Genomic DNA, 22254 nt, shown 5'->3' with positions numbered 1-22254 from the left:
CATGCGAGACTACATCCGCGAGGCGGACGAGGCGCTCCGCGGCACCTACGAGGAGCCGATGAGCCTCGGCGAGTACGTCGACGCCGCGTTCGAGTCCCCGTCTATCGCCTCCCACGCGTCGAAGTACCTCCTGGAAGCCATCGAGTCGATGGGGACCAGACAGGTGGTCGAACAGGGCGCGGAAAAACAGCGCTACCGCTTTTTCGACGACCCCGCCAACGACGGCGAGCACGCGGTCCTCGGCAACACGGAGGTGCTCAACGCTTTCGTGGACGACCTGCGGACCATCGCCGCCGACCGCGGCAAAGCCGAGAAAATCGTCTGGTTCGACGGCCCGACGGCCACGGGGAAATCCGAGTTGAAACGCTGTCTCATCAACGGGCTTCGGGAGTACTCGAAGACCGACGCGGGGCGACGCTACACCGTCGAGTGGAACGTCGCCAACGCCGACGACACCCGCGGGCTGTCCTACGGCGGCGAGGTCGACGCCGCCGACGAGGACTGGTACGAAAGTCCGGTCCAGTCGCACCCGCTTTCGGTGTTCCCCGCGGAGGTTCGCAAGCGGCTGCTCGCCGACCTCAACAGCAGGAACGGCGACCACATCCCCGTCGACGTGGACGAGGACCTCGACCCGTTCTGTCTGGAGGCGTACACCTACCTCGAAGAGGAGTTCCGCCGGGCGGGGAAAACCGACCTCTTCAGCGCCGTCACCGACCCGAAACACCTCCGGGTGAAGAACTACGTCGTCGACGTCGGCCGCGGCGTCGGCGTCCTCCACTCGGAGGACGACGGGTCGCCCAAGGAGCGACTGGTCGGGTCGTGGATGCCGAGCATGCTCCGCGAGCTGAACTCCCGCGGCCGGAAGAACCCGCAGGCGTTCAGCTACGACGGCGTGCTGTCGCAGGGCAACGGCCTCCTCACCATCGTCGAGGACGCCACCCAGCACGCCGACCTGCTCCAGAAGCTCCTGAACGTCCCCGACGAGGGGCACGTCAAACTGGACAAGGGTATCGGGATGGACATCGACACCCAGCTCGTCATCATCTCGAACCCGGACCTCGACGCCGAACTCGACAAGTACGCCGACAGGAACGGCCGCGACCCGCTGAAGGCGCTCAAGCGCCGGCTCAACAAACACGAGTTCCGCTACCTGACGAACCTCTCGCTGGAGGCCGAACTCATCCGCCGCGAACTGACCAACGAGACGAGCGTCTGGACCGACGACCCCGAGGCGATGGCCGACCGCGTCGCCGAGGCCGTCGCACTGGACGTCCGCGAGGGACCGGGCGAGGTCCGCACCCGCGAACTCGCGCCCCACACCGTCGAGGCCGCCGCGCTATACAGCGTCGTAACCCGCCTCGACGACGACGACGTGCCGCGCGACCCGGACCTCGAATTCGACCTCGTGGACAAGGCGCTGTTGTTCGACCGCGGCTACCTGCAAGTCGGTGACCAGCGCCGCGAGGTGTCCGCGTTCGAGTTCGTCGGCGACGCCGAGGGAACCCACGGGATTCCCGTGACGTTCACCCGCGATGTCATCGCTGACTTGCTCCACGACCGCATCGACCGCAGACACCCCGACCTCGACGTGTCGTCGGTGGTGATGCCGACCGACGTGCTCGACGAGATGGTCGCAGAACTCTCGGACGCGCCCGTGTTCTCGCGGGCGGAGTCCTCGGAGTACGAGGGCCGCATCGCGGCCGTCAAATCGTACATCTTCGACCAGCAGGAGGCCGACGTGCTCGACGCGCTCCTCGCGGACAAAGGGGTCGAGCGCGAGACGGTCGAGGAGTACGTCGAACACGTCTACGCGTGGGCGTCCGACGGACAGATAGAGACCGAACGCGGGCCGGTCGACCCCGACCCGCTTCTGATGAAACTGTTCGAGACCGAGCACCTCGGGCGCTTCTCGCCGGACGACTACGAGGGCAACGAGCCCTCCGAGTCGGTCGAGGAGTTCCGCAACGAGAAGGTCATCACCGCGCTCAACCGCTACGCGTGGGAGAACCGCGACGAGGGCTTTACCGTCTCCGACGTGGACCTCACCGAGATTCCGGTCATCCGGACGGTGCTCGAAACCCACGACTGGGAGGACGTGCGCCGGCTGTTTGCCGACCTCGACCCCCGCCAGTGGGACGACCCGCCGGCGAACACCGAGACGGCGCGGGTGAAAGCCCGCACCATCGACGAACTGGTCGACCGCGGCTACACCGCCGCGTCGGCCGAACTGACCAGCCGCGCCGTGATGAAGGAGGTGAGCCACACATGGGACTGAGAGACGACCTCGAACGATTCCGCGAAGTGGGCGAAGAGCGCCGCGAAGACCTCAAGGAGTTCATCTCCTACGGCGACCTCGGCGCGTCCGGGTCGAAAGACATCAAGATACCCATCAAGGTCGTTGACCTGCCGGAGTTCAAGTACGACCGCCTCGACATGGGCGGCGTCGGACAGGGGAAAGGCGGCACGCCCGACGTGGGCCAGCCGCTCGGCCAGCCCGAGCCCGGCGACGGCGAGGGCGAAGACGGCGACCCCGGCGAGGAGGGGGCCGAACACGAGTACTACGAGATGGACCCCGAGCAGTTCGCGGAGGCGTTAGACGAGGAACTCGGCCTCGAACTCGAACCGAAGGGCAAGGAGGTCGTAGAGGAGGTCGAAGGCGACTTCACCGACATCACCCGGAGCGGCCCCCACAGCACCCTCGACTTCGAGCGCCTGTTCAAGGAGGGCCTGAAGCGCAAGCTGGCGATGGACTTCGACGAGGAGTTCGTCCGCGAGGCGATGAAGGTCGAGGGCACCACCGCCCGCGAGGTGTTCGAATGGTGCCGCGAGAACAACATCCTCGTCTCGATGGCGTGGATAGAAGACGAGTGGAGCCGCATCCCGGACGACGAACGCGGGGCGTGGGCCTCCTTCGCGGAGATGGAGGAGAACGTCGAGCGGACGACGGCCATCCAGCGCATCCGCCGGGAGGGGCTCCGCGAGATTCCGTTCCGCCGCGAGGACGAGCGCTACCGCCACCCCGAAGTCATCGAGAAGAAGCAGTCGAACGTCGTGGTCGTCAACATCCGCGACGTGTCGGGGTCGATGCGGGAGACGAAGCGCGAACTCGTCGAGCGCACGTTCACGCCGCTGGACTGGTATCTCACGGGCAAGTACGACCACGCCGAGTTCGTCTACATCGCCCACGACGCCGAGGCGTGGGAGGTCGAACGCGACGAGTTCTTCGGCATCCGCTCGGGCGGCGGGACGCGAATCTCGTCGGCCTACGAGCTGGCCAAGGAGGTCTTAGACGAGCGCTACCCGTGGCGCGAGTGGAACCGCTACGTCTTCGCCGCGGGCGACTCCGAGAACTCCTCGAACGACACGAAAGAGCGGGTCGTCCCGCTCATGCAGGAGATAGACGCGAACCTCCACGCCTACGTGGAGACCCAGCCCGGCGGGACCGCAATCAACGCCACCCACGCAGAAGAGGTCGAACGGAGCCTCGGAGAGCAGGGTAACGTCGTGGTCGCGTACGTCTCGGAGCCCGACGACGTCATCGACGCCATCTACACCATCCTCAGCACGGAGGCGACAGCAGAATGAGTTTCAGACGACACCGCAGAGACGCACAGCGCGAGGCCGCCAGACTCGACGAGCCCGTCCGGGAGGCCGGCGCGCTCGCCAAGAAGCTCGGACTCGACCCCTACCCGGTGAACTACTGGGTGGTCAACTACGACGAGATGAACCAGCTCATCGCCTACGGCGGCTTCCAAGAGCGGTATCCGCACTGGCGGTGGGGGATGACCTACGACCGCCAGCGGAAGACCGACCAGTTCGGCATGGGCAAGGCGTTCGAAATCGTCAACAACGACGACCCCGCGAACGCCTTCCTCCAGGAGTCGAACTCGTTGGCCGACCAGAAGGCCGTCATCACCCACGTCGAGGCGCACTCGGACTTCTTCAAGAACAACCAGTGGTTCGGGCTGTTCTCCGACGAGGGGCAGTTCGCCGCCGCGGCGATGCTCGAACGCCACGCCCAGACCATCGAGCGGTACGTCCAGAACCCCGACATCAGCCGGGACGACGTGGAGAAGTTCATCGACGCCGTGCTCTGTCTGGAAGACACCATCGACCAGCACCGGACCATCCGCGAGGCCGCCGCCGACGAGGACGGCCGCATCCCCGAGGACATCCGCGCCCAGTTGGACAGCCTCGACATCTCCGACGACGTGCGCCGCGAGGTGTTCGACGACGCGTGGCTCGAACAGGTCGAGGAGGCCGAACGCGAGGCCGCGAAGCTCACCGACCCCCGGAAGGACGTGCTCGCGTACGTCCGCGAACACGGGATGCGGTACGACGAGGAGACGGGCAAGGCCGAAGAGATGGAGCCGTGGCAGAAGGACGTCCTCGACATGCTCCGCGAGGAGGCGTACTACTTCGCCGCCCAGAAGATGACGAAGGTGATGAACGAGGGCTGGGCGGCCTACTGGGAGTCGCTCATGATGGGCGACGAGCGCTTCGCGGGCACGGACGAGTTCATCACCTACGCCGACCACCAGTCGCGCGTCCTCGGGTCGCCCGGGCTCAACCCCTACAAGCTCGGCAAGGAGCTGTGGGAGTACATCGAGAACTCGACGAACCGCGCGGAGGTCGCAGACAAACTCCTGCGCGTGACGGGCGTCACGTGGCGCAACTTCCACGAGACGGTCGACTTCGACGAGGTGCAGGAACACCTCCGGGCGGACCCAGCTATCGACGGCGTCAGCGCCGACTCGCTCGACGAACTGTCCGAACTCGGCCCCGACGACCCGAGAGTCGACCACGAGACGCTCGACAGGGCGCTGTCGGGCGACGACTCGCTCGACCTCGATGCCTACCCGTGGAAGCTCCTCACCTACGAGGGGCTCGCGGAGCGACACTACTCGCTCGTCAAGTCGCAGAACCGGGGGTTCCTCAGCCGGATTCGGCGCTCCGAACTCGAACAGCTCTCGCGGTATATGTTCGACGACGAGGTGTACGACAGCGTCGAAGACGCCCTCGCCGACGTGGACAAGACCGCCGGCTGGGACCGGATGCGCGAGATTCGCGAGAGCCACAACGACGTGACGTTCCTCGACGCGTTCCTCTCCGAGGAGTTCGTCCGCGCGAACCACTACTTCGCCTACGAGTACTCCCAGTCGTCCCGGCAGTTCCGCGTCTCCTCGTCGGAGTACCGGGACGTGAAAAAGAAGCTCCTGTTCCAGTTCACCAACTTCGGGAAGCCGACCATCGCGGTGTACGACGGGAACTTCGACAACCGCGGGGAACTCCTCTTGGGCCACCAGTACAACGGCGTCATCCTCGACATGAAGCAGGCCAAGGGCGTCTTGGAGCGCGTCTACCACCTCTGGGGCCGGCCGGTGAATCTGATGACCATCACGAAGGAGTTCGACGAACACGAGGTCGAAGTCGCCCGGCGACGGGGGCGCGAGCCGACGCCCGAAGAGCGAGCCATCCGGATTCGGTACGACGGCGAGTCGTTCGAGGAACACGACCTCGACCCCGAACTGGAAGCCCGCATCGCCGCCGGCGAGGTCGACTACGACACGAAGCCCGATGACTGGCTCTGAGCGGAGCGATGGACGACGCTGACTCGTCGACTCCGCCCGGAGACGAAGAACAGGCGGACGACTCGCTCGACGAGGCCGACATCCACGACGTGCTCAGAAACGAGCGGCGACGGCTCGCGCTCGAACGGTTGCGCGACGGTGACGGGCCGGAGTCGGTCGGTGACCTCGCGGAGCACATCGCCGAGATAGAGTCCGGCGAGTCGCCGCCCCCGAAGAACGTTCGCCAGAGCGTCTACATCTCGCTGCATCAGACCCATCTGCCCAAGCTCGATTCGCTCCGCATCGTCGCGTACGACTCGCGGGCGAAGACTGTCTCGCTCGGGTCGAGCGCGGCCGAACTCGACTACTTCTTGGACGACGCGGAGCCGACGCAAGCTCCCTTCGCGCTCCTGTCGCTCGCGACCTGTCTCGCCGGGCTCGCGCTCCTCTTCGCCGGCTGGATGGGCGTCCCCGTCATCGACCGCGTGGACCCGCGGCTCGTCGCCGGGCTCGCGCTCACCGCCGTCGCCGTCGTCGCCGGCGCAGAGCTCGGATTGCGGACGCGAAGCCGAACGTAGCTCGGAGACACGGTCGCGGTCCGTCCTATTCCACCCGCCCCGATTCCATCAGCCCCGAATCCGCCGTTCGACTCAAGTCACCCCCATCCTAAGCGCCGCCGACGATGTCCGAGCCAACTTCGCTCGCGTGGTTCCGCCGCGACCACCGTCTGCACGACAACGCGGCGTTCGCGGCCGCCTGCGACGCCGACCGCGTGGTTCCCGTCTACTGCGTGGACCCGCGCGAGTACGGCGACCGACCGTTCGGCGGCCCCGACTCCTTCGACTTCGAGAAGACCGGCGCGCACCGCGCCCGCTTCCGCCTCGAATCGCTGGCCGACCTGCGGGCGTCGCTCCGCGACCGCGGAAGCGACCTCGTCGTCCGCGAGGGTCGCCCCGAGTCCGTCCTCCCCGAGGTGGCCGCCGCCGTCGACGCCGACTTCGTGACGGTCCACACGCGCCCGACACCCGAGGAGTCGCGCGTCGAATCGGCGGTCGAAACGGAACTTCGAGACGGCGGCGTCGAACTCCGGCGCTTCTGGGGGCACACGCTCACCCACCTCGACGGCCTCCCGATGGCGCTTTCCGACCTCCCGGACACGTACACGACGTTTCGGAAGGCGGTCGAATTGGCCGCCGAAGACGCCGGGACGGGCGATGCAGCAGCCGGCGACGAGCACGCGAGCGACGGCGACCCCGGCGGCCGCGACCCGCTTCCCGAACCGACCGTCCCGCCGCTTCCCGACGACGCGCCCGACGCGGGCGACCTCCCCGCGGTCTCGGACCTCGTCGGAACCGCGGACGCGAACGCCGACCGCGCTCCCGACGACCGCGGCGTCCTCCCCTTCGACGGCGGCGAGACGGCCGCGCTCGACCGCGTTGAGTCGTACATCTGGGCGGGCGACCACCTCCGCGAGTACAAGGAGGCGCGGAACGGGCTGCTCGGAGCCGACTACTCCTCGAAGTTCTCGCCGTGGCTGAACGAGGGCTGTCTCTCGCCGCGGTACGTCAAGGCCGAGGTGGACCGCTACGAGGACCGCCGAGTCGAAAACGACTCGACGTACTGGCTCGTATTCGAACTCCGCTGGCGCGACTTCTTCCAGTTCCAGTTCGCCAAACACGGGAGCGACTGCTTCCACCGCGAGGGCATCCGCGAACGGACCGATATCGACTGGCGACGCGACGACGCGCAGTTCGAGCGCTGGGCGGCGGGGAAAACTGGTATCCCCTTCGTCGACGCGAACATGCGAGAACTGAACGCGACGGGTTACATGTCGAACCGCGGGCGGCAGAACGCGGCGTCGTTCCTCGCCAACGACCTCAGACTGGACTGGCGACGCGGCGCGGCCTACTTCGAGACGCGACTCGTCGACTACGACCCCGCGTCGAACTACGGCAACTGGGCCTACATCGCGGGCGTCGGCAACGACTCGCGGGAGCGCTCGTTCGACGTGCGCTGGCAGGCGAACCGCTACGACGAGGACGCCGAGTACGTGAAAACGTGGCTCCCCGAACTCGACGCGTTACCCGCCGAATACGCTCACGAACCGTGGAAACTGAGCGGGGCCGAACAGGCGTCCTACGGCGTCGAGTTGGGCGTGGACTACCCCGAACCGATGGTCGATTTCTCCGATTAGATGCCCCACGCGTCGTCGGTCTCGCCGCCGACACGGGCCACGGCGACCGCGAGAACCGTCACGAGCGCGAACCCGATGAACGCGAGTCGGGGAATCGTCAGGAGGCCCCCGAGCATCGAATACTGGATGGACGTACACGGGCCGCCGACGGTACAGGTCGCTCCGGGCGCGACTTGCAGGTACGAATGGTAGGCCGAAAGCGCGAGGCCGCCGAGCGAGAGGGGGAGCACCGTCTTCCAGACGTCGGGTCGGTCCTCGACTGCGGCGACCCCGAGCACCACGACGAGCGGGTACATCAGGATGCGCTGGTACCAACAGAGGTCGCAGGGCGTCAGTCCGAGGCCGAGGCTGAAGTAGAGGCTCCCGCTCGTCGCGGCGAGCGCGACGAGAGTCCCTGCTGCGAGCGTGGCGCGCGTCGCGTCCGACACGGTCAGGCGCTCCCGCGACGAGGCGCGCGCCTCGCTCCGCTCGGTCCGTTCGGCTTCGGAGCCGACTGCTGTCGCTCCTCGGGCGGTTCGCCACGGTCTCGTCGAGTCGAGTTGCGTATCATCGCTCGTTGGTCGTGGCGCGACGATAGCCCTCGGCGTACCTCAAGCCATCGGCTCGCCCGGCGAGCCGTCGTCGCTCCGGTCGCACGCCCGCGGCGGTCGCTGGCTGCTCGCGTTGGGGTCGCCAGTCCCGCTCACGGCTGAAAGCCGACGGTAGTGACGATGACGACGCCGACGACGCCGGCGACCACGAGGAGCCCGCTTCGCCGGGCCACCGGCCCGAGAAGCTCCCGGTCGACGCTCGCCGCGAGCGCGACCTTGACCGCGATGCTCGCGGCGGTGCCGGCGAGGACGCCGACGACCGCGGTCGTCCCGCCGATAGTGCCGCCGTCGTAGAGCGTGACGGCGGTCGTAACGACCGAGCCGCTCGACACGAGTCCGCCGAGGAAGCTCGTCACGACGAACCCGGTCGCGCCGAAGTACTCCTGTGCCGCCGCGGAGGCGAGCAACACGAGGAGGAAGAAGACGCCGAATCGGAGGGCGCTTTCGAGGCTGAACGGCGACTCGAACGCCACGTCGAGGTCGACGTTCCACTCGCGGGAGTGCAGCGCGTAGCCCACTCCGGCGAGCGCGACGAGACCGAGTGGAACCCCCACCTCGACCGCGAGTTCCGGGACGAACACGGCGACGAGCGAGAGGTTCCGCAGCGCCATTGCCGCGTCGGCCATCAGAATCGCGGCGGCCGCGAGCGGCCGAATCGACGGGTTTCGTGTGGTCCGCCCGGCTATCTCGCCGATGACGGCCGTCGAATTCACCAGCCCGCCGAAAAACCCCGTGATGGCGATACCGCGCTCGCCATATCGCCGGATGATGACGTAGTTGACGAAGCCGATTGCGCTCACCGCGACGACGAGCAGCCAGACGGTCCGGGGGCTGACGGCGTCCCACGGACCGACCTGTCTTTCGGGGAGCAACGGGTAGACGACGAACGCGATGATGGCGAACTCGACGGCGCTTCGGACCTCGTCGGTCGTCAGTCGCCGCGCGAACCCGTGGAGTTCTCGCCGCAGGACCAACAGGAGCGACGAGGTGAGCGCGACGACGACGCCCTCGATGACGAAGCCGCTTACGACCGCCGCGCCGACCGCGTAGGCGACCAGAAGCGACGTGGACGTAGTGAGCGAGAGGCTCACGCCGAGGTCGTCTAATCGAGCGGCGCTGTCAGCGGTGCTGTCGTCGTCGCGGCGGGCATCGGACTCGTCGCCGCCTTCGGTTTCGGCGTCGTCCTGCGAGTCGGCTCCGTCGCCCCGCCCGTTCGGCCCGCGGTCGAACAGCCCGCGACTCCCGAGCAACACCGCCTGGACGACCACCAACAGGCCCCCGACCGCCAGAAGGATGTCGCTCCCGACTGCGACGGCGATGCCGCCGAGGAGGCTCGTCAGGGTGAACGTTCGAACGCCGGCGCTCTTTTTCGACCGCTCGCGCTCCAAGCCGAGGAACATCCCTAACGCCGCCGCGACGAACAGGCGGACGATGACGGGGTCGACCTGCGAGGTTAACTCTTCGACCATCACCGAACCCCTGTATCCCCGTGTTCCATGCTATCGTGTGTATTTTAATTGCTATCGTTAAAAACGTGTAAGCTAATTGGATGTGGAGATGGCGGTCGTTCACTCGCCCAACTCCGCTTGCCCCACGCAGTCACGGGGCCGAGGGACACGGACAGCTCTCGGTGGTCGGGTTCGACAGCAGCGCTCAGTGGGCGATTCCACCGACGTGGGCGCACCTCCCGCGCCGGAGAGCACCGTCGTTGACGCGAGCCAGTCCGGGCATCAGTCGAACGCGTCTGGAACGTGGTCGTCTCCCGGCGGCATTTCCGACGGAGAAACACTGCTCTCGGTTGTTTACGCTTTCCAAGCGAAGCACCGTGTAGGCATGGCCGATTCAAACCCTGAGGAGCACTGTGGTATCGGAATCCGAGGCGTCGCAATTGGAATCGATTCGTTCGTGTGGATTGCGCTGCTATTCGTTTCGATTTTGGTCGCAGGAGTGTTCACCGGACAGGTCGAGACAAGCGCACAAGGGCTGAACACGGATTTAGAAGAGGGCTCTGCGTCGATGGCGCTGGGACTGTGGCTCGTTTTGGCGCTCGGCTATCACACCGTCATGGAGTGGCAGTTCGGGAAGACGATCGGGAAGGCGCTCGTGAACATCCGCGTGACGAGTACCGGTGGGGCCGGCCTTACGCTCGGCACCGCCTCGATACGGAACGTGTTACGTCTCGTCGATTGGTTCCCCGGTTTGTACCTCGTCGGCGTCGTCGGGATTGCGGTGTCGGACCGGCAGCAGCGCCTCGGTGACAGGCTGGCGGGAACCACGGTCGTCAGTGCGTGACACGCTACGTGACCCCGTCGTAGAGGCGAATCGTAACGATACTTCCGTCCGGAGTGTTCGGCTGGAACCGAAGCTCGCCCCCCATCTGGGTGACGGCCCAGTTGACGAACCAGAGCCCGATTCCCTGACCGTGTTTGAGTTGCGTCTCGGTCCCAGCAGCGAGAATCTCCTGTTCCCGTTCGGGAAGTCCCGGCCCGTCGTCCGCCACGACGAGTTCAGCCGATGCGTCCGAACGCTCTCGAACCCGGAGTTCGACGGCCGGCGAGTCCTTGTCCGAGTGAATGATTGCGTTTTCGACTAGCTCAGTGAGCACCTGCTGAAGTACCGTTCGGTGAGCGGTGACCGAGACATCGTCGGGGGAGTCAAGCGTTATTTCGGCCGGATTGTCACCGGTTCGGAACTGGTCGGCCACCGATTTCGCAACGCCCGTAAGAGCGACCGATTCCGGTGGTTCGGTACTTGCTGACATGAGTTCCTCGGCCTCTCTGACTTTCTCACTCAGTTCGAGCAGGTCCGTCGTACTGTCTCGGATACCGGTTCGTATCTCTTCGTCATCGACGTGGTCGGCGTAGGCGAGGACGACATCCAAGTCGTTTCGCACGTTGTGACGGAGGATTCGGTTGAGGACTGTGAGTCGCTGTTCACGGGTTCGCCGGTCTGTCACGTCTCGGAAGAGGGCCGTTCTGGCGACCGGGTTGTCCTCCTCATCCGTCGCGGATTCGGTGACCGCGGAGACGCTGTATTGGAACTGTCGGCGGCCCTTCGAGGTCTGGAGTGCGACCGTTCCGCTGGCACCCACGGAGAGGTCCGCCCGTTCGAGCCCGTCGACGACCGACCGAATCGGCGCTCCGATTATCGTCGCTGCCGACCTGTCGAACAACGCCGCGGTCGTCTCGTTCACGTCGAGAACGTGGTCGTCCCAATCGAGGACGAAAATCGCCTCCTGTAAGGTTTCTACCACACGCGTCCGTGCGACGTAATCGGCTTTCGGGAAGCCGATCATGACGGGATACCGTCGCACGGCAACCGCGAGGAGGACGCCGGCCACGAGCAGGCCAACCGTCGTACTGCCGGGGAGCGTGGCACTGTTCCCCGCGAGGCTGGGCAGGTAGGGCGCTGAAACGCCACCGGTGAGGATTGCGACGTGTGTGTTCGACACCCTGGCGTGGTTGCCACCGAGGTCAACCAAGAGGTACGTCGCGTACAGGTACAGTGCGAACAGGTACAGGACTTCCGTGCCGATTAGCGAGGCGATCATGTATTCGACGGCCGTCTCCGACGGCCCGACCACGATGGTAAGCCCGCTCAAGAGAACCGGGAGTGCGATTCCGGCGAGCAGCGCGACTCGCTTCCGCGTCAGACCGGTTCCACGACCGGTGTAGCTGAGCGCGTACACGACCCAGATACCCGGGATGACCAGTGCGGCCCCGATTTGGCCAAACGACAACAGCGTCGAAAGCACAGCGACGGACGATGCGCCCGGGAGGTCGGATCCGAAGGCGAATACGGCCCACAGCGTCAGCGCAGCGAGGAGCGAGATGAACGGTTCCGCACTGGGTTGCTCCCGAGACTGGAACGCCGTCCATGTGGTCCGGCCAAGGAGAACGACCGCCGCGGCGTTGAGAGCGAGCGCACCTAGTGTCGATTGGAACGCCATTGATTGGGAGTCTCGTGTCAATCTATCGTACAGTATTATGAACTCGGTGATGACGCGTCTCGAACTGCCCGGTGAGCAGTCTCGTTGCGGGTTCACGCGCGGTCGAATCGGACGGATTCCAAGATGCGGTTCGGAAGTGAACTCGCAGTCTGTCTTCGAAGCGAGGCCGATACGCGTTGCGGGACGAGCAGGGAGGGAGAGAGGTGGAGGCCATCCAGTCACCCGTCCGGGGGATGACGGGCAGGTAGGCCGTGTCGCCCGTTGATGATAAGAGGTTTTTCTGCGTTTCTCCGTCTGAAACAGGTGCAAATCGGCTTCTCAGCTAGCCCGAGACACTAACCATCGCATCGATGCCGTTCTCGTCGAGGGAGACCGAAAGCGAGGTGGGGACGGCCTCGAACCGCTCTCGATGGTGTCCGTCCTCACAGATGGACATCTCGGTTCGCACGAGCCCTGCGTCGCGAAGGGCGTTGAGGCGGCGGTACGCCGTCGGCCGTGAGACGTCGGCGGCTTCGGCGACATCCCTGCCACACCGGGGTTGCTCGGCGACGGCTTCGTAGACGCGGCGGGTGTACTTGTCACCGAAGAGGTCGAAGAGCTCCGCCGTCGTGAGGTCGTCGGTCTCGGTTCGTTCGAGCGGCTGCTTCGACCTGGATGCTTCGGGGTGGGCGGTCATACGATTGGGGATGGCCCGTGACCTACTGGAGGGATGTGCTAGGAGTGCAGACCGCTCCACGCGGCCGACTCTAGGAGTCCAGACGAGTCTGCGAAGAGAAGGCCATCAGTTATGGGGGCTCAGTCACGACGCCCACGGTAGATAGCGAGACAGATGCCCGGAACAGATGGTGCGGCGGACGTTCGCGCGCTCATCGTGGACGACGAGCGGGAAGTAGCGGACGCGTACGCGTTGCGCTTGCGAGGCTACTGCGAGGTCGAAACCGCATACGGCGGTGAGGAGGCGCTCTCGGTTATCCGCGATTCACCGGTCGACATCGTCCTCTTAGATCGTCATATGCCGGGACTGTCCGGTGACGACGTGTTGACCGAACTCGACGAACGCGACTTCTCTGGCCGTGTCGTCATGGTGACCGCGGTCGACCCCGGAGTGGAAGTCCTGGATATGCCGTTCGACGACTACCTGTGTAAGCCCGTCGACCGGGAGGACGTGCGCGCCGTAATCGACCAGCAGCAACGGATTCTCGCCTACGAGACGCTCGGAGAATTCTTTCGCGTCGAGGCCAAGCGCGCGGTACTCGAAGCGGAACTGAGCCCGGAGCGACGCCGTGAACACGAGGGATACGATGAGACCGCAGCGCGGGCGCGACGGCTCGAACGACGAACGCGGCGGCTGTTGCCGGACGACAGCATTCTCGACCAGTTCGACGAAATCGAGCGCGAAGGCGTCTGACACTCGTCTGTTCCCGCGGAGCCCCTCACTACGGACCCGCGTGCTGACCCCAGAGACTGAACAGACGCCACAGAGACGACGTCACAACGGCAGGTTCGCAAACGTAACCACGAGTCCGATGAGGACGAACCCAACAGACGTAACGATTCCGTACCAGACAACGCCAATTCCGAGGGCCAGTCGGGGACTCAGCCCATCCCCGGTGGGCGTCCGATGGCCACGTTCTGGCAGGACCCGGAGAACGACGAGCGCGAGGGTACTCGGGAAGAGGAGATTGACAGCGAGAACATCACCAACGATGCCGACGGCATCACCCCCCGTTACCGTCCCCGTTCCCGCGGTGAGTAACATCACGACGAGATACGAGAGAGACTGCGCCGCGAGTAGCACGCTCCCGATTAGCGGATAGTTCACGACGAGCCGGTTGGTCGGCCACCGGAACAGTTCACGGAGCCGTGTAATGGCCAGAAGCGGGGACCAAAACAGGAGAGTAACGACGGTGAAGCCGGCGACGACGCTTAGTGCTGCTCGGACCATACCCATCCACGTGCGCTTGCGACTGTATCTTTCCGGGCTGTGTTTCCATCGCTGAAGCACGAACGGACCAATATCGCACGGCTCAGACGGATGACAGCAGAGGCGTTCAACGCGTCTCGGAGGACCGCGAACTCTCGTTGAGATACGCGTCGAGGAGCTTCCGTTGTCCCGCTCGGAGGTGGTAGAGGAGCGTCGAGCCGGTGATATCGAGGGAGGCAGCGACTTCTTCGGCTGTGCTTCCACGGGGTGATTCGAAGTAGTCCGCGAAGTACGCGGTCTGAAGTGCGGTTCGTTGTCGCTCCGTCAAGGCGTCGTGCAACGCGTCTCTGAATTCACGAGCGGTGGTCACGGAGCGCTCTCGTTCCTCTTTGGCGACGAACTCCATGTTGTAGTCGCGGCTGACCGCGTCTGCGATACGCCGCACGTCGCCGTCTGGTGGCAGCTCTACGACGATTCGGCCGGTACCACTGTCGAAGTTCGCACGGCGAACAGTCCCACCGAGAGACGAGATGGCGAGCAACGGAGTGGACCCCCTGACGGTGAGTTCCACGGACCCCCCCGACTCAGACTCGCGAATGGCTCTCAAATCGTCGATACCGGCGATGTCAGCGGCAGCCCCCTCGACCGCCTGCATAGTCGAGCCCTCGACCGAGACGAAGCAAAGTAGTGCGTCATCTCCGTGCGGTACGACTCCCTCCAGTCGCAACGTCGAATCCAGAGCCTTACTCAATCGAGATACGACCGACCCGTCACCAACTTCGAAGGTGAGCTCCGCGACGCTATCTGAGAGCAGTAGATTCCGGTTCCGAGCGGCGGTGACCGCGAAGCCGGCGACATCACCTAACGTCTCGAAACTGGTGTACGCTCGGTCCGAGAACGCCTCGGTTCCGCTGGCGTAGATGCCGACCACACCGTGTACGTTCGAGCCGTACACGAGCGGAACCGCGAGCGCTGATTGGACGCCGTCCGCAAATCCGGCGGTTCCGACCGAGTCCGGGACTTGAGAGTCATCGACGAGCGGTTGCGCCGCTTGCAGACGCCCGGTCTCTACCGCACGCTCTTCCAGCGTCGTGGTCGTCTCGTCGTCGAGCGCGTCGCGGACGGCTGCAACGGTCTCGCCGGTGTCGCCAGCGGCGGCGTGAAGGACGAGACTGTCGCTCCCGATTTCGCGCTCACCGACCCAGGCGAACTCGTAAATATCCGTCTCTCCGAGGCTGCGGCAGATGGTCTCGGCGATTTCCGCGCGAGACGTTGCTCCGACGAGTTCTGTGAGGATTTCCGAAAGCACGGTTTCGATGACGGCCGTCCGCTTGTGCTCGATCCGCAGTTTCTCGACCGACTGCTCGTGGCGTCTCCGCTCCGTCACATCTTCGACGTAGATGGCGACCCCGTCGTCAGTAGACGCGACGGAGACGCCGAGCCAGCGTTCCAACTCGGGATAGTACTCCTCAAAGGACGTTTCCGTAATGGAACTCCCCTCGAATGCGAGCAGCAGCGAATCCTCGACGGACCGGGGGAACACCTCGGCGAGTGGGGCACCGACTACGTCTCCCGCGGCACCGATGCGCGACCGCGCGACCTCGTTGATATCGTTCACGGTCCCATCCGCCGAGACGGCGAGGACGCCGACGGGTGCGTGCCGGAGTCGGTCATCCATAGTTAGTGACTGCGTTCGTCCGACAATGGTCTATTGGTTCCGAGCGCCGCCTCGGACATCAGTGTTAGAACCATACCTCAACGCGCGTCCCGCCGTTCGCTGCGGTCGTGAGGGTCAGCTCCCATCCGTGTGCGACGACGATTCGCTCGACAATTGCGAGACCGAGGCCGGTCCCCCCCTCCCGAGTCGAGTATCCCGGTTCGAAGACGACCGCTCGCTCACCCGCGGGAATACCCGGCCCGTCATCTGCGACGTAGAAGCCGTTTTCCAACGCGCCTACTGTGACGGTCACCGCGCGCGCCGAGTTCGCCGCCCGACTGCTCGTGGAGTCGCTCCCCGCGCTGTCATCGGACAGTGTCTGGTCGGCCGTGGCACCATGTTCCACGGCGTTCCGGAACAGATTCTCGAACAGTCGCTGGACGCGTCCAGAGTCGGCAGTCGCAGTCGGGAGTGTGTCCGCCACATCCAGCGTGGCGTACTCGGTATCGACGGATTGCCACGCATCCTTCGCGGCGGCTTCTATCGAGACGTTGCCGGTCGGGTCCAACACGGTTCGGTCCCGCGAGATAGTCAGTACGTCGCGGATGATACGTTCCATTCGCTCGTGCGCGTCGGCTACTGCCTCGAAGTGCTCGGTGTCACCTGTCTCCCGTGCTGCTCGGAGGTGGGCCTTGGCGACGTCCAGCGGGTTACGGAGGTCGTGGCTGATCACACTGCTCACGGGTTCTACGGCCGGAGTGCACGCGATACCGGGGAACTCGTTCGCGTCTCGAAACACAACGTAGCCGGTGTCACCGTCAGAAGAGAGTATCCGAGCGAAGAACGGCCCACCCGAACCGCCCCCGTCGAGGTACATCCCGACACTGTCGCCACGAATGAGGTGCGTGACCGGGTTCTCGTCACCGGTCGAGTTGACGAGACTGAATCGCTCGAATATCGCCGTTACGGGCGTTTCGGGCGAGGGACTCTCGAACACCGACTCGAAAGCCCCGTTCGTTGCAGTGATACGAGGCTCGCCGTTCGTCACGGCGTAGGCGACGACTGGCACCCGAAATTCGTCGAGCGGGATGGCCATGGAGGTTCCGTCTGTCATCGATTCCCTACGCTCCTGCAACGTTCCAGACGCGGTTTCTCCCGACCGATGGGGGTTGGTTGACCCATCGACGGAGAGCGTTCAGGAGCCCGTGCATGCGTCATCGTTGGACTGTGGATACGTATAGTGTTTCCCGCCCGTTCTGACACAGAAACGCGGTAGCCGGATAATCTGCCAGACCCTCAGTTTCGAAGGACCGAAACGAGCGTGCCAAGCACGAGAGCAGCACCAAACCCGGTTATGTAGAGCGGCTTAGTGCTGCTCTCATGTATCAGGAACGCGTCACCGGGGGAATTCGATGGTACGTAGGCGGTCACGGTCGCTCCTTGCTCGTAACCCCCTAACTGCGATTGAGCGTCTTCCTTCGTCTCGAATTCGCGCGAAACACCTCCGGGATACATATGTGTTGACGTATAGCGTTCGCCTTCATAGGTGTATCTGAAAGTCGCTTGCGGTCTGTAATCGTCCGTCCCTCGTCGCTGGTTGACCTGTTCGATTGCGGTCGAAACGATAGTCGCGTCAACCGTCTCCGTGGCGTCCAACGCCGAAGATTGGGCCAAGTAACTGTACCCCCCGTACCCCATAACGCCCAGTCCTAAGATAAGGAGGAGTGCGACCCCGAGCGGTCCAGATGGGCCATTGAACTTGAATTCCATGTCCGAGGGCATGAGATGTTGAACGGTAAATGGGTAATCAGTGTTTCGCGTCCTGTAACACCGGAGCGAGCCCACCGTTCGACTGTGAGTTCAGCGGGGCTCTCATGAACGCCTCCCCCAGCGGCCGCACCTACGGTTCCGCGTGAATCCGGCGACGCTACTTGGTGGGACACAAGAGCTATCGCAGACTGCGGTAGAATGGGATGGTCTGGAGGGGAGTTGAACTCCACTCGCAACACGGTGCTCGCTAGTTCTAATTCCCTGGTCGCATTCCTGCTCCACAGTCGAAGCGACACGCAAAGCGGTCGCTTCGAAGATCGTTCAGCAAAGAAGTGCTCGGTCAGGGATTTGAACCTCAGTCGCTCGCTCTGTTCGCTCCCTGTTTCAAATCCCCTACGCTCCGCTCTCTCTTCGTCACGTTGTTCCTCAGAGAAGTGCTCGGTCAGGGATTTGAACCCTGGTCCTCGGCTCGAAAGGGCTCCTTCGTTCGCCGCGAGCTCGGCCCGTTCGAGTGCATCCCACTTCCGCGCATCTGCGGTTTTCGGCCGCTACTGACTGGACACACGCGGGCTATCCACTTAAATCACCAGATGCTTGTCCACCGGCCAAGTTCGATTCGACCGGATATCACTGTCTCTATGTCGTCGAACGAGTGGTCCCGGTAGCGACGCGAGACGATCATCGTACTTCAAAGTATCATACTCTGAAGTACGATCCGGGCGAAGCTGAACCCACCATCGAGGAGAATCGAACTACCGACGTCCCCGACGAACGTATTTCATCGATGACGCGGCAGAGCGTCACGTGTTGAACCCTCAGCAGTCGTTCGTCGGACCACTACTTGCTTGGCACGAAGAGAACGGCCGGCATCGGCTACCCTGGCGCGAGCCCGGCCGGTCGGCGTTCGAGATCCTGATCGCGGAGATACTGCTTCAGCGAACGACCGCCGCGTCAGTCTCTGGTGCGTACCTCCCGATAGTCGCGCGGTACCCGTCGCCCGAAACCGTCGTCGCCGCGAGCCCGGAGGCGATCGAACGACGAATCGCTCCGCTCGGTCTGGCGAAACGAGCGGAGTTCATTCGACGGACCTCACAGCAGTTGATCGCGCGGCACTCGGGCGACGTCCCTCGCCGATATGCCGACCTACTGGAACTCCACGGCGTCGGAGATTACACTGCACGCTCGGTACTGATACACGCGTTCGACGAGGACATCGCGGCGGTGGACACGAACGTTCGGCGTCTGATATCTCGCTTCTTCGACTTACCCCCGGACTCGGAAGTTCTCCCACATCTCGCCGACGCGCTCGCTCCCTCTCGACGCGGGAGCGATTTCCAGCACGCTATGTTGGACTTCGCGGCCGACGTCTGCACCGCACGCACTCCGCAGTGCGAGACGTGCCCGTTCGGGGAACACTGCCGAAGCTCCGAGCGCGCGGTCTGAGCTGGCGCGTGACGCAATCGAGCCCTTTCCCGTACCGGGAGCACGCTCAGACTAAGGGCCAAATCGTAAACCAAACCGTGGGAACACTTTTGAGTGTTCGGACAATATAGTTTACAAATATGCTCTCGAAGACCGGAATCGCTGTTCTCGACGCGCTCTCCACCGGTCGGGAAGCCACCGCTCAGGAACTCGCGGCGGACACGGGGAACAGCAGGAAGCAAGTCTATCGCGTCGTCGACGAGATGATCGAGGCGGGCCTGGTACGCGAGACGCGCGGCCATCACAACCAGCGCGTCGTGAGAGCGACGGACGATCCGGTCGTCGAAGCGTACCGCCGTCTCGCCTCGAAACTCGGACACGTCGAATGGCCTGAGCTCCTCTCTCCCGCGACGATACGCGTCTGTTGGTTCCTCGACGAACCGCGTCGCGTCACGGCGATCGCCGACCGCCTGGGGATCACGAGACAGGCCGTTCACAAAGCCCTCTCACCGCTGAAGAACCGGGCGATGTTAGATCCGGCAGGGCCGGAATACGCGCTCGCCGACGACCTGCGACCGCTGCTCGAATTCGCTCGCGCGGTCGTCGCGCACGAACACCGAGTCCGAGTTCGCGCTCTCGCGCCCAGCGCGACCGTGGAGTGGTGCGACCCGAAGCGGGCTCTGGTCAGAGTCCACGACCCGGAGGACACGGACACGCTCCAGAGCGCGGAAGACTGGGAACTGACGGGGCTGGCGAGATTTCGGGCGTACGGCCTGCGGTTCTTCCTCGCGGGCGAGCCGGCGTTCTGGTACGCGCCGGACGTACCTCTCACCCCCGCGGATGTCGTCTGCCACACGCTCGTTCTAGACGCGGACTCGCGGCGGACGAGCTACGCGTTACTCCTCATCGAACAGGAAGAGATCGATCGGGAAGCGCTCACTGAGACCGCGACTTGGTACGGGGTCGAGCAGACGATCTCTCAGATGTACGCTTTCATCGACGAGGACATCGAGGCGGGCGATGAGGGAGGAGTTCGCTTACCGAGTCCCGGAGAGTACGCGGCGCTGAAAGACCAGTACGGGGTCGCCTGAATGGCGGTCTTCAGCGGCGGCGACGCCATCAGGGAGTTCCTGTCCGAGTTCGACGAATGGCTCTCGGAACCCGTCGACGTGTACCTACTGGGCGGGTCGGCGATGACGGTTCGGGGACTCAAAGCCCAGACCGAGGACATCGACTTGGCCCTCGCCGTGACGACCGAATTCGAGCACGTGTACGAGGCGTTGCAACGGAACGGGTTCGAGGTGATTGACGAGCCCACCGAGCCCTTCGACGGCGTCGGGAAACGGTCGAGACGCGTCATCCCGAGCGAGGGCTCCGAATCGACCTGTTCGAACGGCAGGTAGTCGGGAAGGTGTGGATCACGACTCGGATGCACGAGCGGGCGGAGGAGTTCTGGGTCGGCGAGCACGCGACGGCGTACGTACTCTCCGACGAAGACATGTTCCTGCTGAAAGCCGTCTCAGGCGGTGACTTGGGGAGCGGAAGGCGGCGGGACATCGAGGACATGCGATTGTACGCGCAACGCGGGCTGGAGTACGAGTCGATCCTGGAGGAGATCGAGAAGCAGCGCCCGTTCAATTCGGGTTCGACGGAGGCGCGACACATCCGCGATCGATCCCACCCGCTGTTCGCTATCGAGACCGCGGTGCAGATGCTATCCGGGTTACCGGTGTCGTTCACAGAACGCGTTTCGGAATTCGCAACCGAATTCGAGGCCGAGTACTTCGTTCTGGGGGCGATCGACGACGGGAGGCGCGAAACGAGTTCGATTCGGTCCTTCGTCCTGTCGAACGTGCGGTCGCTTTCGGACGGTGACGAACGGGCGGTGACCGATGCGATCACCCGCCTCCTCGATAAGCAGGTCATCGAACGCGACGGCGACACGCTGCGTCTCAAGACCACGGAGTCGAACTCCGGTGCAGAGTGACTGCGCGGCATAGACCGGACCAGTGCAGCCGACCAAACAGAGAAGGAAGCCATTGAGACATCCGTCGCGTCAATCCGTTCGGGGGGTTCCGGACGTCGAAGATGGGGCGTTCGACTAAGCGCATCGAACCACCCAACCGCGACCACCGACTCTGCATACCAGCAGAGAACATATTTTCAGAACACTCTCTGTTGGTATTTCAAATTCGATGATCGGCTAGAACCCCTCCAACTCCGGTCTGCTCGGACAAGCTATCAGATTCCTCATTGAATCCGTCAAAACTCTTGATAAGAATGCACATCTATGTTATATGTCCAATCAGCAGTTGTGCGAGTTCTATAATGGTATTCGAGAGAGTTATTCGATTATATGATAGAATTATGTCCAGACAAATATCGGACACGAATGGCAGAAATTCAAACACCGCTAGCTGGGGATGCTGGCGCTTCTACTTGCCACACGAAGAAGTCGTACGAAATTCAATGTGAGTATTCGCCGGTAGTACCCGGGAGATCCGTGGTTTAGGAACCTATCATCTCAATCATCAGTATTCCGATGCCACGTCGAGATCCGGTACCCGAGCTGCGGGATAGCGATTCCCAACGGATCGTGTCGATTTCACAGCGAAGCGTGAAGTGAGCCCTGTCTCCGGATTACGAATCAATCGTGCGGATTTCAATGTAGGTAAAAGTTCAGAGATCTGACTACAATCACGTCCAGAAGGGTCAAATCAGGATTGACACCGAAAGTAGCCGCACAAGCGGAGTTCGGCCGGGAAATGGAACTTTCTTTCCGCCTCTCCGCCGTCTTTCGATCCCAAAGAATGCGTGCAGAAATCAATGTGATGGACGGATCTATCGCCGTCTTTTGGTTCCAAACAGATCATCGTGATTTCGTTGCATGGGTTGACCTGCGGATTAGCGGACTCCACTCAAATTCGACCCAGATAAACTAAAAATTCTCACACATACAGAGGATTTTCAGAAACGTCTCCCCTTGCCGTCCTACGATTCCAAATAGATCGTGCATTTTTCAATGTACATTTCCGGGATGTTTATCAATATATTGATGTTTTCTCAAAGACCGTAGACACTTTCTACACTCCTTAGAGAGTGTCTACGGAGATATGAACTTGCGAATCGGTCTGTAGACACTCCGCTCAGGGGGGTGTATCGTCCTAAGACCATCCGT

Annotated in this window: 19 protein-coding genes; 11 read left to right on the top strand and 8 right to left on the bottom strand. The window is 63.5% G+C overall.

Features of this window, described 5'->3' with window-relative positions:
* The first annotated feature begins 1 nt into the window (after nucleotide 1).
* From HVO_RS18475 to HVO_RS18455, 5 genes are all read left to right on the top strand, one after another.
* Nucleotides 2–2275: a PrkA family serine protein kinase gene (locus HVO_RS18475; RefSeq protein WP_013035476.1), complete on the top strand. Its 2274-nt coding sequence runs from the start codon at nucleotides 2–4 to the stop codon at nucleotides 2273–2275.
* On the top strand, nucleotides 2266–3585 hold the full coding sequence (locus HVO_RS18470) for a YeaH/YhbH family protein (RefSeq protein ID WP_004044665.1): 1320 nt from the start codon (nucleotides 2266–2268) through the stop codon (nucleotides 3583–3585). Before HVO_RS18475 ends, HVO_RS18470 begins: the two co-directional genes overlap by 10 nt.
* Nucleotides 3582–5591, top strand: a complete 2010-nt coding sequence (locus tag HVO_RS18465; protein ID WP_004044664.1) for a SpoVR family protein — start codon at nucleotides 3582–3584, stop codon at nucleotides 5589–5591. Before HVO_RS18470 ends, HVO_RS18465 begins: the two co-directional genes overlap by 4 nt.
* 8 nt (nucleotides 5592–5599) lie before the next feature.
* Entirely contained in the window at nucleotides 5600–6148 is a 549-nt protein-coding gene (locus HVO_RS18460) for a DUF7344 domain-containing protein (RefSeq protein ID WP_004044663.1), read from the top strand.
* Nucleotides 6149–6252: 104 nt separating this feature from the next.
* Complete coding sequence (locus tag HVO_RS18455) at nucleotides 6253–7764, top strand: DASH family cryptochrome (RefSeq protein ID WP_004044662.1); 1512 nt, start codon at nucleotides 6253–6255, stop codon at nucleotides 7762–7764.
* Here HVO_RS18455 and HVO_RS18450 read toward each other — a convergent pair.
* Nucleotides 7761–8192, bottom strand: coding sequence for a disulfide bond formation protein B (locus HVO_RS18450; RefSeq protein WP_004044661.1), 432 nt, complete (start codon nucleotides 8190–8192; stop codon nucleotides 7761–7763). The genes HVO_RS18455 and HVO_RS18450 overlap by 4 nt on opposite strands.
* Before the next feature lie 254 nt (nucleotides 8193–8446).
* Nucleotides 8447–9823 carry an MgtC/SapB family protein gene (locus HVO_RS18445; RefSeq protein ID WP_004044660.1) on the bottom strand — a complete coding sequence of 459 codons (1377 nt, stop codon included), beginning with the start codon at nucleotides 9821–9823 and terminating at the stop codon, nucleotides 8447–8449.
* A gap of 187 nt (nucleotides 9824–10010) precedes the next feature.
* Here HVO_RS18445 and HVO_RS18440 point away from each other — a divergent pair, with 187 nt between their 5' ends.
* Entirely contained in the window at nucleotides 10011–10646 is a 636-nt protein-coding gene (locus HVO_RS18440; protein WP_004044659.1) for an RDD family protein, read from the top strand.
* Between the two features lie 4 nt (nucleotides 10647–10650).
* On the opposite strand, the gene HVO_RS18435 is transcribed toward HVO_RS18440, so the two are convergent.
* Nucleotides 10651–12303 (bottom strand): ATP-binding protein, encoded by a 1653-nt coding sequence (locus HVO_RS18435; protein ID WP_004044658.1) that lies wholly within the window; start codon nucleotides 12301–12303, stop codon nucleotides 10651–10653.
* A gap of 322 nt (nucleotides 12304–12625) precedes the next feature.
* Nucleotides 12626–12979: a winged helix-turn-helix domain-containing protein gene (locus tag HVO_RS18430; protein WP_004044657.1), complete on the bottom strand. Its 354-nt coding sequence runs from the start codon at nucleotides 12977–12979 to the stop codon at nucleotides 12626–12628.
* A 153-nt stretch (nucleotides 12980–13132) separates the two neighbouring features.
* Between HVO_RS18430 and HVO_RS18425 the strand changes: the two genes are divergently transcribed.
* The gene (locus tag HVO_RS18425) at nucleotides 13133–13711 is read left to right on the top strand and encodes a response regulator transcription factor (RefSeq protein WP_004044656.1); all 579 of its coding nucleotides are present in this window, start codon (nucleotides 13133–13135) and stop codon (nucleotides 13709–13711) included.
* A gap of 81 nt (nucleotides 13712–13792) precedes the next feature.
* On the opposite strand, the gene HVO_RS18420 is transcribed toward HVO_RS18425, so the two are convergent.
* The 4 genes from HVO_RS18420 to HVO_RS18405 all read right to left on the bottom strand — a co-directional run bounded on the left by HVO_RS18420 (nucleotide 13793) and on the right by HVO_RS18405 (nucleotide 17666).
* Nucleotides 13793–14254, bottom strand: coding sequence for a hypothetical protein (locus HVO_RS18420; RefSeq protein ID WP_004044655.1), 462 nt, complete (start codon nucleotides 14252–14254; stop codon nucleotides 13793–13795).
* A 100-nt stretch (nucleotides 14255–14354) separates the two neighbouring features.
* Entirely contained in the window at nucleotides 14355–15905 is a 1551-nt protein-coding gene (locus HVO_RS18415; protein WP_004044654.1) for a bacterio-opsin activator domain-containing protein, read from the bottom strand.
* Nucleotides 15906–15969: 64 nt separating this feature from the next.
* Nucleotides 15970–16626: a sensor histidine kinase gene (locus HVO_RS21655; protein ID WP_236995475.1), complete on the bottom strand. Its 657-nt coding sequence runs from the start codon at nucleotides 16624–16626 to the stop codon at nucleotides 15970–15972.
* A 554-nt stretch (nucleotides 16627–17180) separates the two neighbouring features.
* Nucleotides 17181–17666 (bottom strand): DUF3592 domain-containing protein, encoded by a 486-nt coding sequence (locus tag HVO_RS18405; RefSeq protein WP_004044652.1) that lies wholly within the window; start codon nucleotides 17664–17666, stop codon nucleotides 17181–17183.
* 792 nt (nucleotides 17667–18458) lie between these two features.
* Between HVO_RS18405 and HVO_RS18400 the strand changes: the two genes are divergently transcribed.
* The 4 genes from HVO_RS18400 to HVO_RS21335 all read left to right on the top strand — a co-directional run bounded on the left by HVO_RS18400 (nucleotide 18459) and on the right by HVO_RS21335 (nucleotide 21063).
* A complete protein-coding gene (locus tag HVO_RS18400; protein WP_004044651.1) occupies nucleotides 18459–19097 on the top strand; it encodes an HhH-GPD family protein in 639 nt (212 codons plus the stop codon).
* 119 nt (nucleotides 19098–19216) lie between these two features.
* Nucleotides 19217–20167, top strand: coding sequence for a winged helix-turn-helix domain-containing protein (locus HVO_RS18395; protein ID WP_004044650.1), 951 nt, complete (start codon nucleotides 19217–19219; stop codon nucleotides 20165–20167).
* The gene (locus HVO_RS21340) at nucleotides 20168–20479 is read left to right on the top strand and encodes a hypothetical protein (RefSeq protein ID WP_013035229.1); all 312 of its coding nucleotides are present in this window, start codon (nucleotides 20168–20170) and stop codon (nucleotides 20477–20479) included. It begins immediately after the preceding gene.
* Between the two features lie 26 nt (nucleotides 20480–20505).
* A complete protein-coding gene (locus HVO_RS21335) occupies nucleotides 20506–21063 on the top strand; it encodes a hypothetical protein (protein WP_013035582.1) in 558 nt (185 codons plus the stop codon).
* The last annotated feature ends 1191 nt before the right edge of the window (nucleotides 21064–22254 follow it).

Origin of the sequence: Haloferax volcanii DS2 (assembly GCF_000025685.1) — an archaeon.
GTDB lineage: Archaea > Halobacteriota > Halobacteria > Halobacteriales > Haloferacaceae > Haloferax > Haloferax volcanii.
Note: the sequence above shows the minus strand (reverse complement) of the source record. Positions and strands in the feature narration are given on the sequence as shown.